Origin of the sequence: Dechloromonas denitrificans (assembly GCF_020510685.1) — a bacterium.
Taxonomy (GTDB): domain Bacteria; phylum Pseudomonadota; class Gammaproteobacteria; order Burkholderiales; family Rhodocyclaceae; genus Azonexus; species Azonexus denitrificans_A.
Genome location: NZ_CP075185.1, coordinates 2,060,088 through 2,073,549, shown reverse-complemented (window position 1 = coordinate 2,073,549; position 13,462 = coordinate 2,060,088). Strand labels below are relative to the sequence as shown.

Genomic DNA, 13,462 nt, shown 5'->3' with positions numbered 1-13,462 from the left:
CCCGGCTCCACTGCTCAGACGTTGAAGCCGGACGGATTGGCCGACTGCCAGCGCCAGGCATCGGCACACATGGTGTCGATATCCCGGTCGGCCGACCAGCCAAGGACTTCCCTGGCCCGGGCGGGGTCGGCGTAACAGGCGGCGATATCGCCGGGGCGGCGATCGACAATGCGATAGGCGATTTTTTGGCCACTTGCTTTCTCAAAAGCCGCAACCACTTCCAGCACGCTGTAGCCACGGCCGGTCCCCAGGTTGATCGGGACGATGCCGGACTGCCGGTCCAGCGCTGCCAGCGCGGCTAGGTGGCCGCGGGCCAGATCGACGACATGGATATAGTCGCGCACGCCGGTACCGTCGGGCGTCGGGTAATCGCCGCCAAAAACGCTGAGTGCTTCGCGGCGGCCGACCGCAACCTGGGCAACGAAAGGCATCAGGTTGTTGGGGATACCCTGCGGGTCTTCGCCGATCAATCCGCTGGCATGCGCGCCCACCGGATTGAAGTAACGCAGTAACGCGACACGCCATTGCGGGGCAGCCTGCCCAATATCGCGCAGCATGTCCTCGATGACGAGTTTGCTGCGCCCGTACGGATTGGTCGCCTGGAGCGGGAAGCTCTCGTCGATCGGCACCTTGTGCGGATCGCCGTAGACAGTGGCCGAGGAACTGAAAACCAGCCGATGGACGCCCGCCTTGGCCATTGCTTCGAACAGCCGCAAGGAACCGACCACGTTGTTGTCGTAGTAGCGCATCGGCTGCGCGACCGACTCGCCAACCGCCTTGAGACCGGCAAAATGAATCACCGAGACAATGGGATAGGCGGCAAACAGTTTTTCCAGCAGCACCGCGTCGCGAATGTCGCCTTCAATGACGACAGGGCGCTTGCCCGATATCTGCTCGATCCGCTCGAGGACCTTGGGCGAACTATTGGAAAAATTGTCCAGAATCAGTAATTCGTGGCCCGCAGCGAGCAATTCGACGACAGTATGCGAGCCGATATAACCCGCCCCTCCGGTTACCAGTATCATTTTTTCCCCGAACGCCAGATGTAGATGCTGAGCACCTGATGGTTATCAAGTGTCATTCTGCCTTATTAACAACTGGAAAAGAACCGGCCGAGGCAATCGTCTCAACGGAACCCGCCACTCAGCTTGGTACATATTCCCTGACGCATGAAACACAATGGCCGGTGGGTGATCTACTGGTGATCAACCCATCGGCCATGCCTTCAAGCCCAAGGAGGTCTCGGCTCGTTGCCGAGGGGCTTCAGTTGCCAACCTGGAAACCCTTTAGGCTCTGGGGTCGATACCGAAGTATCCGAGCGATCCAGTTCGCCGTCTCAGGAGGCACTTCTAATATAGGCCAGGAACGGCCCAGGCGCCAGGAATGAAACACCTAGCCTCCTTGAACGCTCTTATAAGAAAGGAGTCACCATACAGATGATAACTGCTGAACGAGTGGTTTTTACCATTCGATCAACCCGCCAAACCCGTTGCGAATGCTGGTGTGCCCGGAGGGACTCGAACCCCCGACCTGCTGCTTAGAAGGCAGCTGCTCTATCCAGTTGAGCTACGGGCACTTGAGGTGCGATACCGAAAACAGGGAAGAAATTGGTCGGGGCGGTGGGATTCGAACTCACGACCCTCTGCTCCCAAAGCAGATGCGCTACCAGGCTGCGCTACGCCCCGACACGAGGAGACGTAGTCTATCACCTGCCGGAAAGCCGCACCAGATCAAGAGCCTATCTTTTTGAAATAAACTTTCCTTGCCTCACCGGCGCCTTTCTGATATTTAATCGCCTTTTTCGTCACTGGGACGCACAAGAAAATGGCAGAAGAACTGCTCCACAAATATTTCGCACCGTACGAACCCAAGCCGGGTGAGGACTACATGAGCGCGAAACAACTCACCCACTTTCGCAAGATTCTCGAAACGCTCAAAAAGGAGCTGAGCGAGGACATCGACCGCACGGTGCACACCATGCAGGACGAAGCGACGGTTTTTGCTGACCCGAACGACCGGGCCAGCCAGGAGACCGACATAGCAATCGAACTGCGCAACCGCGACCGTGAACGCAAGCTGATCAAGAAGATCGAGGAAACGCTGGGCAGCATCGAAAGCGGCGATTACGGCTTCTGCATCAAATGCGGCGTCGAAATCGGCATCAAGCGCCTGGAAGCCCGCCCCACGGCGACACTGTGCATTGACTGCAAGACACTGGACGAAATGAAAGAAAGACAAATGGCGAAATAACATTCGCGATTTGCTGGTTTTGCGGCAAATCTTCAGAAAACCGCAAAAAAAAGGCACCGAAAGGTGCCTTTTTCTTGACTGACGCCGCCCGTTTGCACGGGAGGCACCAGTTGATAGCTTACTGCTGTTGCTGCTGAGCCGCTTCCGGCGCAACCGCCGGCTGGCTAGAACCTTCTTCAGCGGCAACTGCCTTCATCGACAGCTTGACGCGACCACGGTCGTCCGTCTCGAGAACCTTGACGCGAACAACCTGGCCTTCCTTGAGGTAGTCCTCGACCTTGGCAACACGCTCCTGGGCGATCTGGGAGATGTGCAGCAGACCATCCTTGCCCGGCAGCACGGAAACGATTGCGCCGAAATCAAGAATCTTCAGCACGGTGCCTTCGTAGATCTTGCCGATCTCGACTTCCGCCGTGATCGCATCGATGCGCGAACGGGCAGCGGCGGCAGCTTCGCCGCTGGTTGCAGCGATGGTGATCGTGCCGTCGTCCTGGATATCGATGGTCGTACCGGTTTCTTCGGTCAGCGCACGAATGACGGCGCCGCCCTTGCCGATCACGTCACGGATCTTTTCCGGATTGATCTTGAAGGTGTAAAGACGCGGCGCGTAGGCCGACATTTCTTCACGCGGACCGGCAGCGGATTCCTGCATCAGGCCGAGGATGTGCAAACGGGCTTCCTGGGCTTGTGCCAGCGCGACCTGCATGATTTCCTTGGTAATGCCCTGGATCTTGATGTCCATCTGCAGCGCGGTGATGCCAGCGGTCGTGCCAGCCACCTTGAAGTCCATGTCGCCGAGGTGATCTTCGTCACCCAGGATATCGGTCAGCACGGCGAAACGGTTACCGTCCTTGATCAGGCCCATGGCAATACCGGCAACGTGTGCCTTGAGCGGCACGCCGGCATCGAGCAGCGCCAGACAGCCGCCGCAGACGGAAGCCATCGACGAGGAACCGTTGGATTCGGTAATTTCCGAGACCAGGCGCATCGAGTAGGAGAAATCCTCCGGCTTCGGCAGCACGGCCAGCAGGGCGCGCTTGGCCAGACGGCCATGGCCGATTTCGCGACGCTTCGGCGTACCGACACGGCCACATTCGCCGGTGGCGTACGGGGGCATGTTGTAGTGCATCATGAAACGATCGCGGTACTCGCCAGCCAGCGCGTCGATGATTTGTTCGTCGCGATTGGTGCCGAGGGTAGCGACAGCCAGAGCCTGGGTTTCGCCACGGGTAAACAGCGCGGAACCATGGGTGCGCGGCAGGACGCCGGAACGCATGGTGATCGGACGCACGGTACGGGTGTCGCGACCATCGATACGCGGTGCGCCGGAAAGGATGCGACCACGAACGATGGAGGCTTCGATTTCGTGGAACAGGTTGCCGACGGTGTTTTCATCCGGAGCGCCTTCAGCACCGGTGCACAGGGCAGCCACAGCCTCGGCACGGATGACCTTGACGGCCTGGCTGCGCGTTTGCTTGACGGTGATGTTGTAGGCCTCTTCGAGCTTGGCAGCGACCAGTGCAGACAGGTTGGCAACCAGCGCTTCATCCGTCGGAGCAGCTTGCCATTCCCATTCCGGCTTGCCAGCCTCTTCAACCAGTTCGTTGATGGCGTTGATCGCCTTCTGCATTTCGGTATGACCGAAAACGACGGCGCCGAGCATGATCTCTTCGGACAGCTGATCGGCTTCGGACTCGACCATCAGCACGGCGGCTTCGGTACCGGCGACGACGAGGTCGAGCTGGCTGGCCTTGAGCTGGCTCAGGGTCGGACACAGGACGTACTGGCCATTGATATAACCGACGCGGGCAGCGCCGATCGGTCCATTGAACGGCACGCCGGAAATCGCCAGGGCAGCAGACGCACCGAGCAGAGCCGGAATATCAGAATCGACTTCCGGGTTCAGCGACATCACGGTGGCGATGACTTGAACTTCATTGTAGAAACCGTCCGGGAACAGCGGGCGGATCGGGCGGTCGATCAGACGGCAGGTCAGCGTTTCCTTTTCGGAAGGACGGCCTTCGCGCTTGAAGAAGCCACCGGGAATACGGCCGGCAGCGTAAACTTTTTCCTGATAATCAACGGTCAACGGGAAGAAATCCTGACCCGGCTTGGCACTCTTGGCGGCCACAACGGTTACCAGAACGACAGTCTCTTCCATCGACACCAATACGGCGCCGCCAGCCTGGCGGGCGATTTCGCCTGTTTCGATGGTGACCTGATGGTCGCCATAGGCGAAGGTTTTTTTCACGACATTAAACATAATTTCCTTTCACTCTCATCACAATGAACAACACACAACACAACAATAAAAACGAAAAAAGCGGCCGGGATATTTCCGGGCCGCTTTTTTTACGTGGCTTTGCTCTGGCTTATTTGCGCAGACCAAGGCGGGTAATCAGGGTGCGGTAAGAATCGATGTTCTTGCCCTTCAGGTAATCCAGCAGCTTGCGGCGCTGGCTGACCAGACGCAACAGACCACGACGGGAGTGGTGATCCTTCTTGTGCTCTTTGAAGTGCGGGGTCAGATCGTTGATGCGGGCGGTCAACAGCGCGATCTGGACTTCGGAAGAGCCAGTGTCGCCAGGAGCGCGCTGGAATTCGGCAACGATGCCGGCCTTGATTTCAGTAGTGAATGCCATTTCAAACTCTCTTTCATGGTTACGACGCCGCCCCGGTTTGATAGAGCCAGCGCCAAGTTAAAATTGGTTTTTCCGTTTGGCGACGGAAAGCGCGCGATTATACCCGCTTAAGCAGCCAATTGCACCAGTCGTTTCGGCCACAAGCGGCCATCGCTTCCCGGCTCGCCGACGCCGATCAGTCGGTCATCGGCATAGACACGAATTTTTCCGGCTAGATCGTCCGGCAAATCAACCGGATTGCCATGACGAAAGCGTTCGGCCGCCTCGCCCTCGACGGTCATCACCGGCAAACTGAGCAACAAGGCATCGACCGGTTGCAGGCGCCCTGCCCGCCCCGCTTCATCCAGCGCCTCCAGTTCAGCCAAGGTGACGGCATTGGCCAGATCGAGATCACCGACCATGGTGCGACGCAGCCCGGTCAGATGCGCGCCACAACCGAGCGCCTGTCCGATGTCGGCCGCCAGGACGCGGATATAGGTTCCTTTGCTGCAAGCCACACGCAAGGTCAGGCTATCGCCGGAAAAATTCAGGCAGTCGATGGTGTAGATAGTCACCGCCCGCAGCTCCCGCTCGACTTCGATTCCCTGGCGCGCCAACTCGTAGAGCGGCCGGCCATTCCGCTTGAGCGCCGAGTGCATGGGCGGGATTTGCTGAATATCGCCGGTAAATTGCGGCAACACCCGAGAAATATCATTTTCGGAGACGTTGACCGGAGCGCTAGCGATCACCACCCCTTCGGCATCGCCCGAATCAGTTGTGATGCCCAATTTGACAATCGCTTCGTAGGTCTTGTCGGCATCGAGGAGGTCAGCCGAAAACTTGGTCGCCTCACCGAAACAGAGCGGCAACAAGCCGGTCGCCAGCGGATCAAGAGTTCCGGTGTGCCCGCCCTTCGCAGCCGAAAACAAGCGCCGGGCCTTTTGCAGAGCATCGTTGGAGGTCAGGCCGATCGGTTTGTCGAGCAACAAAACACCATCGACCTGTTTCCAGGTCTTCTTGACTTGCATGAATGGTCAGTCTTCCGGCGTCAGGTCGCTGAGTGCGTTGGCCTGCTCGATGAGCAGCGACATGCTGGCACCGTGAACGATCGAATCGTCGTAGACGAAGTGCAACTCCGGCAAGGTATGAATATGGATTCGCCGTCCCAATTCGCGCCGCAGAAAGCCGGCGGCACGCTTCAGGCCACGCTCGACCTCTTCCAGATGCTCGTCATTGAGCGTCGCGAAGAAGACCTTGGCGTGGGCATAATCCGGTGTCAGCTCAACAGCCGTCAGGCTGATCATGCCGACACGCGGATCCTTCAACTCGGTACGAATCAGGTCGGCAAGGTCGCGACGAACTTGCTCCGCGACCCGATCACTACGCTGAAATCCCTTCTTTTTCATTACAGCGAGCGCGCCACTTCCTGGATTTCGTAAGCTTCGAGATGGTCGCCGACGAGAATGTCGTTATTGTTCTTGAGCGACAGACCACATTCGAAGTTGCTGCGAACTTCCTTGACGTCATCCTTGAAGCGCTTGAGCGAATCCAGCTCGCCGTCCCACTGCACAACGTTGTTGCGCAACAGGCGGACGCGCGAATTGCGCTTGATGAGACCTTCCAGCACGTAACAGCCGGCAATGGCGCCGACCTTGGAAACGTGAAAGACCTGGCGGATCTCGACCATACCGGTGATCTGCTCGCGCTTCTCTGGCGAGAGCATGCCGGAAAGCGCCGCCTTGACCTCGTCGACCGCGTCATAGATCACGTTGTAGTAACGGATATCAACGCCGAAGGTCTCGGCCAGCTTGCGGGAGTTGGCATCGGCCCGCGTGTTGAAGCCGATGATGACCGCACCGGAAGCCTGCGCCAGATTGACGTCGGATTCGCTGATACCGCCGACCGCGCCGTGAATGATCTGGACACGAACCTCTTCGTTCGACAGCTTGGCCAGAGTTTGCACCAGCGCCTCCTGCGAACCTTGCACGTCGGCCTTGACGATAAGCGGCAGGGTCTTGACCTCGCCCTCTTCCATCTGCTGGAACATGTTTTCGAGCTTGGCGGCCTGTTGCTTGGCCAGCTTGACGTCGCGGTACTTGCCTTGACGGAAGAGCGCGATTTCGCGAGCCTTCTTTTCATCAGCCAGCACAATGGCTTCTTCACCTGCCGCCGGCACATCCGACAAACCGAGAATCTCGACCGGAATCGACGGCCCCGCTTCGGTGATCGGCTTGCCATTCTCATCGAGCATGGCACGGACCCGACCGGAGACCTGACCGGCCAGCACGACGTCGCCACGCCGCAAGGTACCGGACAGAACCAGCATGGTCGCCACGGCACCACGTCCCTTGTCGAGACGCGCTTCGATGATCAGCCCCTTGGCCGGCGCATCCTTCTGCGCAGTCAGCTCAAGAACTTCGGCCTGCAGCAACACCTGCTCCAGCAACTCGTCGATGCCAGTGCCTTTTTTCGCCGAAACCGGCACGAAAGGCGAATCGCCACCATACTCTTCCGGGATGACGCCCTCGGCAACCAGTTCCTGCTTGACGCGATCCAGGTTGGCATCGGGCTTGTCGATCTTGTTGACCGCGACAACCAGCGGCACACCGGCCGCCTTGGCGTGGTGAATCGCTTCCTTGGTCTGCGGCATGACGCCGTCGTCGGCCGCCACGACCAGGATGACGATGTCGGTCGCCTTGGCGCCACGGGCACGCATGGCGGTAAACGCCTCGTGACCCGGGGTGTCGAGGAAGGTAACCATGCCACGGTCGGTTTCGACGTGGTAGGCACCGATATGCTGGGTAATACCGCCCGCTTCACCGGCCGCCACCTTGGCACGGCGAATGTAGTCGAGCAGCGAGGTCTTGCCGTGGTCGACGTGACCCATGACGGTAACCACCGGAGCGCGGGGCTCCTTCGGCACATCCTTCTGCTCGCCGACCAGAGACTCTTCGAGGAAGGCATCCGGATCGTCCAGCTTGGCAGCAAATGCCTTGTGGCCCATTTCCTCGACCACGATCATGGCCGTTTCCTGGTCCAGCACCTGATTGATCGTCACCATCGAACCCATTTTCATCATCACCTTGATGATTTCGATCGCCTTGACAGCCATCTTGTGGGCCAGATCGGAGACGGAAATGGTTTCCGGCACATGAACTTCACGAACAACCTGTTCGGTCGGCGCCTGGAAGCTGCCCTGACCATCATCAGTCGCGTGGCCGTGCTTTTTGTGGCCACCGCGCCCGCTCTTCCAGGAACTGCCGGTATCGGAAGAACGCGTCTTGATACCCGGCTTTTTCTTGCCCTCGTCGGCGCGGCCGTTGCCGCCCTTCTTGGCATCCTTGCCCGGCGCATCCGGCTTCTTGTGCAACGTTCCTTTTTCAGCAGCCGGGGGCTGTGCGGCGGCTAGCGCAGCGGCTTCCTGCTTTGCCTGTTCGGCCGCCTTGGCAGCGAGCGAAGCAAGCTCGGCCTGCTGGCGCATGCGCACCATATCGGCTTCGCGAGCCTGCTTTTGCCGTAACTCGCGTTCCTGAATTTCACGCAACTGGGAGTGGCGACGATCCTGCTCCTCACGAGCCCGCAGTTCGCTTTCGCCAATGATGGAAGCACGCGTTGGCGCAACGGGGGGCGGCGCAACCGGCGCAGCAACGGGCGCCTCAACGACAGGTTCGGGCTCCGGTTGGGGCTCGGGAACAGGCTCCGGCTCGGGTTCCGGCTGGGGCTCGGGAACGGGTTCCGGCTCGGGTGGCAACTCGACGACCGGCTCCGGAATCGGCGTCGGTTCGGTAAATTCTTCAATTTCGCTGGCTTCCGCCGGAAACTCATCATCTTTCATTGCCGCCTCCGGCAGATGCTCACCCAACTCGCGCTTGACCAGGACGCGCTTCTTGCGCACCTCGACCTGAACGGTGCGGGCTCGACCATGCGCGTCGGTGGCCTTGATTTCTGACGTCTGCTTGCGGGTCAGGGTAATCTTGGTCTTCGACTCGTCACCATGCGCCCGGCGCAGATAATCGAGCAGCTTGGCCTTGTCCTGATCGTTCAGCATATCGTTGCTACCTTCTTTGCCGACGCCGGCCTTGCCCAATTGCTCGAGCAGGGCCGTAACCGGCATTTTAAGTTCAACGGCAAATTGTGAAACTGTTGTTGCAGACATATTTGCTACCTCCCGCTCACTCGAACCAGTGAGCCCGTGCCTTCAGAATAAGTTCCTTGGCACGCTCTTCGTCGATGCCGGTCAATTCCGTGAGTTCATCCACCGCCAGCTCAGCGAGGTCATCGCGGGTCTTGACGCCATTTCCGGCCAATTTGGCGGCCAGTTCCTTGCTCATGCCATCGAGACCGATCAGGTCTTCGGCGACACTTTCCAGCTGTTCTTCGGTGGCAATCGCTTCAGTCAACAAGACATTACGGGCGCGATTACGCAACTCGTTAACGATGTCTTCGTCCAGCCCCTCGATTTCGAGCATTTCAGCCAGCGGCACATAGGCCACTTCTTCCAGCGTCGAGAAACCTTCCTCGATCATCAGATCGGCCAGCTCTTCATCGATATCAAGCTTGTCCATGAAGATGACCCGCGTCGCGGCGGATTCTGCTTCGGAACGCTTGGCTGACTCATCCTGGGTCATCAGGTTGATGGTCCAGCCGGTCAGCTCGGAAGCGAGGCGGACATTTTGTCCGCTGCGCCCGATGGCGATGGCCAGATTATCTTCATCGACCACGACGTCCATCGAATGCTTCTCCTCATCGACAACGATCGAGGAGACTTCCGCCGGCGACAATGCGCCAATGACGAACTGGGCCGGATCAGCAGACCACAGCACGATATCGATGTTCTCGCCGCCGATTTCGTTACGCACGGCAGTAACACGCGAGCCGCGCAGACCGACACAGGTGCCGATCGGATCGACCCGCGGATCGTTCGACTTGACGGCAATCTTGGCACGCAGACCGGGGTCGCGGGCACAAGCCTTGAGTTCCATCAGGCCGTCGGAGATTTCCGGCACTTCCATGTCGAACAGCTTGATGACGAATTCCGGCGCGGTACGCGACAGAATAATCTGCGGGCCGCGGGCATTGCGGTCGATGCGCAGCAGGTAGGCCCGAATACGGTCGCCGACCCGGAGATTCTCCTTCGGGATCATCTGGTCGCGGGGCAGCAAGGCTTCGATCTTGCCAGCTTCGATAATCGCGTTACCGCGCTCCATCCGCTTGATGGTGCCAGAAACGACATGTTCCTTGCGCTCCAGGAAGTCGGCCAGGATCTGCTCGCGCTCGGCGTCGCGGATCTTCTGCAGGATCACCTGCTTGGCCGCCTGAGCACCGATGCGACCGAAATCGATCGGTTCCAGCGGCTCTTCCAGGGAGTCGCCGGCTTCGATCTCCGGATCATCTTTTTGTGCCTCGGACAGCGGCACCTCGAGGTATTCATTGACGTATTCGTTATCTGGCACGACCTGCCAGCGACGGAAGGACTCGAAACCACCGGTGTTGCGATCAATTGAGATGCGCACATCGGCTTCATCATGGATGCGTTTTTTGGTCGCGGACGCGAGCGCCAGTTCAAGCGCACCGAAAACGATGTCCTTGCTGACGTTCTTTTCGCGGGCCAGAGCATCGACCAGCAGCAAAATTTCACGGCTCATGGGCTAAAACCTCCTAGTCCTTCAGTCGAAACGAGGCACCAGACGTGCCTTCTCGATATTGGTGAATTCCAGTTCCACTTCATCTTTTTCCAGGCGCAGACCAACCTTGCCGTCTTTGCAGCCCAGCAGTTCGCCCTGGAAATTGCGGCGACCGCCATGTGGAATTCGTACCTTGATCTGAATATCCTGACCGGCAAATCGCTCGAAATCTTCGGCTTTTTTGACGACACGATCCAGACCCGGCGAGGATATTTCGAGGCGGTCGAAATCAATATTCTCGACCTCAAAAACACGCGACAACTGGTTTGATACCTTGGCGCAGTCCTCGACATCAATGCCGCTCTCCTTGCTCGGCACATCTATGAAGACGCGAATGGTGCGGCCGCGCGGCGACATCTCGACATCAACGAGTTCATAACCCAGACCGACAACGGTCGTTTCAAGCAGCGTGTTTAAATCCATAGCCACAAATAAAAAATGGGCGAAACGCCCATCTATATAAAAAAGATGCCCCGCCAAGAATGACGGGAGGAACAAACCCGTGAATTATAACGAGTTTATTCCCTCCAGTAAATGAATCAGCCAGACTTTATGCACCTTCCGGGGGCATTTCCTCCGGCTTGATCATTTTGTCCAACTCGCGCATGAATGCCTTGACTTCGACCTCGTTCAACTCGTGCACGCGTCCCCGCTTCAACTGCGGCGGCAAACCGAACGGACCGTAACGAACACGAATCAGGCGACTGACCGTACACCCTACCGCTTCGAACATCCGGCGCACTTCGCGATTGCGACCTTCGTAGATTGTGGCGCGATACCAGTGATTGGCCCCCTCGCCGCCGGCATCCTCCAGACTAGCGAAACTGGCCGGGCCGTCTTCGAGCTGGATCCCTTCCAGCAGCAACTTTTGCGATTCCAGCGTCAGCTCGCCAAGCACGCGGACAGCATAATCACGCACCAGTTCCGAGCTCGGATGGGTCAACTTGTTGGCCAACTCGCCCGAGGTCGTGAACAGCAACAGGCCCGAGGTATTGAAATCCAGGCGACCGACCGCGATCCATCGCCCGCCACGGATTCGCGGCAAAGCATTGAACACCGAAGGGCGCCCCTCCGGATCGTCGCGCGAGACGATCTCGCCTTCCGGCTTGTGATACATGACAATGCGGGGCGTCTTGGTGGTGGTGAAGCGCAAATTGACCAAGCGACCACCGATCTTGACCTTGTCGGTCGGCACCACGCTCTGACCGAGCTGAGCGGTCACACCATTGACGCTGATCCGGCCGGCGGCAATCCACTCCTCCATTTCGCGGCGCGAACCGATACCGGCCTGAGCCAGTACTTTCTGCAGGCGTTCCGGCTTAGATTCGAGCAGTGGCTTGCCATTGCGCCCGACGGCACCGCGATTGGCCCGCCCCGACGCCGGCCCCATACGTTGCCGCTTCGGCTTGGCCGGCGCTTCTACCGCCTGCGCCGCCGCTGCCTCACGACGCGCCCCGCGCTGGCGCGGTTCTTCATCTTGATCAACGGCAGCCACCGCAACACGATTATCGAAGGCACCATCGCTATTTTTCGGCGACTGGCGGAAGGGAGTACGTTTAGTTTTCATGGTTCAGCTCCAGTGTCTGGCTGATTTGTTCAAGCGGCGGCAGTTCGCTGACGGCACGCAGTCCCAGATCATCGAGAAATTGTTTCGTCGTGGCAAATAGTGCCGGGCGGCCCGGCGTGTCGCGGTGGCCGACGACGTCGATCCAGCCCCGCTCTTCCAACGTCTTGATAACGTTGGCGTTAACGGCAACGCCGCGAATTTCCTCGATATCGCCGCGCGTCACCGGCTGACGGTAGGCGATGATGGCGAGGGTTTCAAGCATGGCACGCGAATACCGTGGCGGTTTTTCCGGATTCAGGCGCTCAAGGTAAGGCAGATATTCGGCGCGCGTCCGGAAACGCCAGCCGGAGGCCAACTGGATCAGCTCGACCGGCCGCTCGGCCCATTCCTCGCGCAGCTCACTCAGCAATTTCCGCAGGACGTCCGTCGACAACTCCTCGTCGAACATCTTGCGCAACTCGAGCGGCGTCATCGGCTCGCGGGCGGCGAGCAGCGCCGCTTCAAGCACCTTCTTGACCAGGCTCGGTTCCACCTTGATGCACTCTCACGTAAATGGGCTGAAAAGCCTCGGTTTGGGTAAATTCGACCAGCTTTTCGCGTGCCAGCTCCAGCATCGCGAGAAAATGAACAACCAGGCCAGGGGCGCCCATTTCGGGATCGAACATCGTTTCAAACTGGACGAAACCACCACGCTCCTGCAGCAGACGCAGGATGATGCCCATATGTTCGCGTACCGACAACTCTTCGCGGCTGATTTTGTGACTCTTGGTCAGTCTGGCCTGGCGAAAAATGGCATCCCAGGCCTCTTTCAGATCGGCCACCGAAACATCCGGATGGCGCACGTAGAGCGACTTCTCGACCAGCGTTTCGACCCAGAAAAACTCCCGTTCGGCCTGCGGCAACTCGTTCAGCTTCTGGCCGGCGATTTTCATCTGCTCGTATTCCATCAGCCGGCGTACCAATTCCGCCCGCGGATCTTCGGCCTCGTCGCCCTCGCCCAGCCTGTGGCGCGGCAACAGCATGCGCGACTTGATCTCGATCAGCATGGCCGCCATCACCAGATAATCGGCCGCCAATTCGAGATTGGTCGCCTGCATGCTGTCGATATACGTCAGGTACTGCCGGGTCAGCGGCGCCATCGGGATATCGAGAATATCGACGTTGGCCTTGCGGATCAGATAGAGCAGTAGGTCAAGCGGCCCCTCGAAGGCATCGAGCATGATCGCCAGTGCATCGGGCGGGATATAGAGATCCTGCGGCAGATGCTCAAGCGGCTGGCCATAGATCCGGGCAACCGGCGAGAAGAGCGCCGCCTGGGGCGACTCGATGACCGCATTCAT

12 protein-coding genes and 2 tRNA genes are annotated in these 13,462 nt (G+C 58.9%); 1 reads left to right on the top strand and 13 read right to left on the bottom strand.

Annotated features, from left to right (window positions below):
- Positions 1 to 14 precede the first annotated feature (14 nt).
- The 3 genes from galE to KI611_RS09940 all read right to left on the bottom strand — a co-directional run bounded on the left by galE (position 15) and on the right by KI611_RS09940 (position 1,685).
- A complete protein-coding gene (galE, locus tag KI611_RS09950) occupies positions 15 to 1,025 on the bottom strand; it encodes a UDP-glucose 4-epimerase GalE (protein ID WP_226419659.1) in 1,011 nt (336 codons plus the stop codon).
- 474 nt (positions 1,026 to 1,499) lie between these two features.
- Positions 1,500 to 1,576, bottom strand: a tRNA-Arg gene (locus KI611_RS09945).
- 32 nt (positions 1,577 to 1,608) lie between these two features.
- Positions 1,609 to 1,685 (bottom strand) — tRNA-Pro (locus tag KI611_RS09940).
- Positions 1,686 to 1,824: 139 nt separating this feature from the next.
- On the opposite strand from KI611_RS09940, the gene dksA reads away from it, so the two are divergent.
- Complete coding sequence (gene dksA, locus KI611_RS09935; RefSeq protein WP_226419658.1) at positions 1,825 to 2,250, top strand: RNA polymerase-binding protein DksA; 426 nt, start codon at positions 1,825 to 1,827, stop codon at positions 2,248 to 2,250.
- Between the two features lie 118 nt (positions 2,251 to 2,368).
- Here the strand turns inward: dksA and pnp are convergent, their stop codons facing one another.
- The 10 genes from pnp to KI611_RS09885 form a co-directional block, all read right to left on the bottom strand.
- Positions 2,369 to 4,513 carry a polyribonucleotide nucleotidyltransferase gene (gene pnp, locus KI611_RS09930; RefSeq protein WP_226419657.1) on the bottom strand — a complete coding sequence of 715 codons (2,145 nt, stop codon included), beginning with the start codon at positions 4,511 to 4,513 and terminating at the stop codon, positions 2,369 to 2,371.
- Between the two features lie 109 nt (positions 4,514 to 4,622).
- The gene (gene rpsO, locus KI611_RS09925; RefSeq protein ID WP_226419656.1) at positions 4,623 to 4,892 is read right to left on the bottom strand and encodes a 30S ribosomal protein S15; all 270 of its coding nucleotides are present in this window, start codon (positions 4,890 to 4,892) and stop codon (positions 4,623 to 4,625) included.
- A gap of 107 nt (positions 4,893 to 4,999) precedes the next feature.
- Positions 5,000 to 5,899, bottom strand: a complete 900-nt coding sequence (gene truB, locus KI611_RS09920; protein WP_226419655.1) for a tRNA pseudouridine(55) synthase TruB — start codon at positions 5,897 to 5,899, stop codon at positions 5,000 to 5,002.
- Positions 5,900 to 5,905: 6 nt separating this feature from the next.
- Positions 5,906 to 6,277 (bottom strand): 30S ribosome-binding factor RbfA, encoded by a 372-nt coding sequence (gene rbfA, locus KI611_RS09915; protein WP_226419654.1) that lies wholly within the window; start codon positions 6,275 to 6,277, stop codon positions 5,906 to 5,908.
- On the bottom strand, positions 6,277 to 9,027 hold the full coding sequence (gene infB / locus KI611_RS09910; protein ID WP_226419653.1) for a translation initiation factor IF-2: 2,751 nt from the start codon (positions 9,025 to 9,027) through the stop codon (positions 6,277 to 6,279). The genes rbfA and infB overlap by 1 nt, the downstream gene beginning before the upstream one ends.
- Positions 9,028 to 9,043: 16 nt before the next feature.
- Entirely contained in the window at positions 9,044 to 10,516 is a 1,473-nt protein-coding gene (gene nusA / locus KI611_RS09905; protein WP_226419652.1) for a transcription termination factor NusA, read from the bottom strand.
- A 21-nt stretch (positions 10,517 to 10,537) separates the two neighbouring features.
- On the bottom strand, positions 10,538 to 10,978 hold the full coding sequence (rimP, locus tag KI611_RS09900; RefSeq protein ID WP_226419897.1) for a ribosome maturation factor RimP: 441 nt from the start codon (positions 10,976 to 10,978) through the stop codon (positions 10,538 to 10,540).
- Between the two features lie 127 nt (positions 10,979 to 11,105).
- Positions 11,106 to 12,122: a 23S rRNA pseudouridine(2605) synthase RluB gene (rluB, locus tag KI611_RS09895; protein WP_226419651.1), complete on the bottom strand. Its 1,017-nt coding sequence runs from the start codon at positions 12,120 to 12,122 to the stop codon at positions 11,106 to 11,108.
- Positions 12,112 to 12,594, bottom strand: coding sequence for an SMC-Scp complex subunit ScpB (scpB, locus tag KI611_RS09890; RefSeq protein WP_264180055.1), 483 nt, complete (start codon positions 12,592 to 12,594; stop codon positions 12,112 to 12,114). Before scpB ends, rluB begins: the two co-directional genes overlap by 11 nt.
- A 28-nt stretch (positions 12,595 to 12,622) precedes the next feature.
- Positions 12,623 to 13,462 (bottom strand): segregation and condensation protein A, encoded by an 840-nt coding sequence (locus tag KI611_RS09885; protein WP_226419896.1) that lies wholly within the window; start codon positions 13,460 to 13,462, stop codon positions 12,623 to 12,625.

What these genes read in the sequence shown, in the direction of transcription:
- galE (WP_226419659.1), bottom strand. Translation starts at nt 1,025, where the DNA reads ATGATACTGGTAACCGGAGGGGCGGGTTATATCGGCTCGCATACTGTC.
- dksA (WP_226419658.1), top strand. Translation starts at nt 1,825, where the DNA reads ATGGCAGAAGAACTGCTCCACAAATATTTCGCACCGTACGAACCCAAG.
- pnp (WP_226419657.1), bottom strand. Translation starts at nt 4,513, where the DNA reads ATGTTTAATGTCGTGAAAAAAACCTTCGCCTATGGCGACCATCAGGTC.
- rpsO (WP_226419656.1), bottom strand. Translation starts at nt 4,892, where the DNA reads ATGGCATTCACTACTGAAATCAAGGCCGGCATCGTTGCCGAATTCCAG.
- truB (WP_226419655.1), bottom strand. Translation starts at nt 5,899, where the DNA reads ATGCAAGTCAAGAAGACCTGGAAACAGGTCGATGGTGTTTTGTTGCTC.
- rbfA (WP_226419654.1), bottom strand. Translation starts at nt 6,277, where the DNA reads ATGAAAAAGAAGGGATTTCAGCGTAGTGATCGGGTCGCGGAGCAAGTT.
- infB (WP_226419653.1), bottom strand. Translation starts at nt 9,027, where the DNA reads ATGTCTGCAACAACAGTTTCACAATTTGCCGTTGAACTTAAAATGCCG.
- nusA (WP_226419652.1), bottom strand. Translation starts at nt 10,516, where the DNA reads ATGAGCCGTGAAATTTTGCTGCTGGTCGATGCTCTGGCCCGCGAAAAG.
- rimP (WP_226419897.1), bottom strand. Translation starts at nt 10,978, where the DNA reads ATGGATTTAAACACGCTGCTTGAAACGACCGTTGTCGGTCTGGGTTAT.
- rluB (WP_226419651.1), bottom strand. Translation starts at nt 12,122, where the DNA reads ATGAAAACTAAACGTACTCCCTTCCGCCAGTCGCCGAAAAATAGCGAT.
- scpB (WP_264180055.1), bottom strand. Translation starts at nt 12,594, where the DNA reads ATGACGCCGCTCGAGTTGCGCAAGATGTTCGACGAGGAGTTGTCGACG.
- KI611_RS09885 (WP_226419896.1), bottom strand. Translation starts at nt 13,462, where the DNA reads ATGAATGCGGTCATCGAGTCGCCCCAGGCGGCGCTCTTCTCGCCGGTT.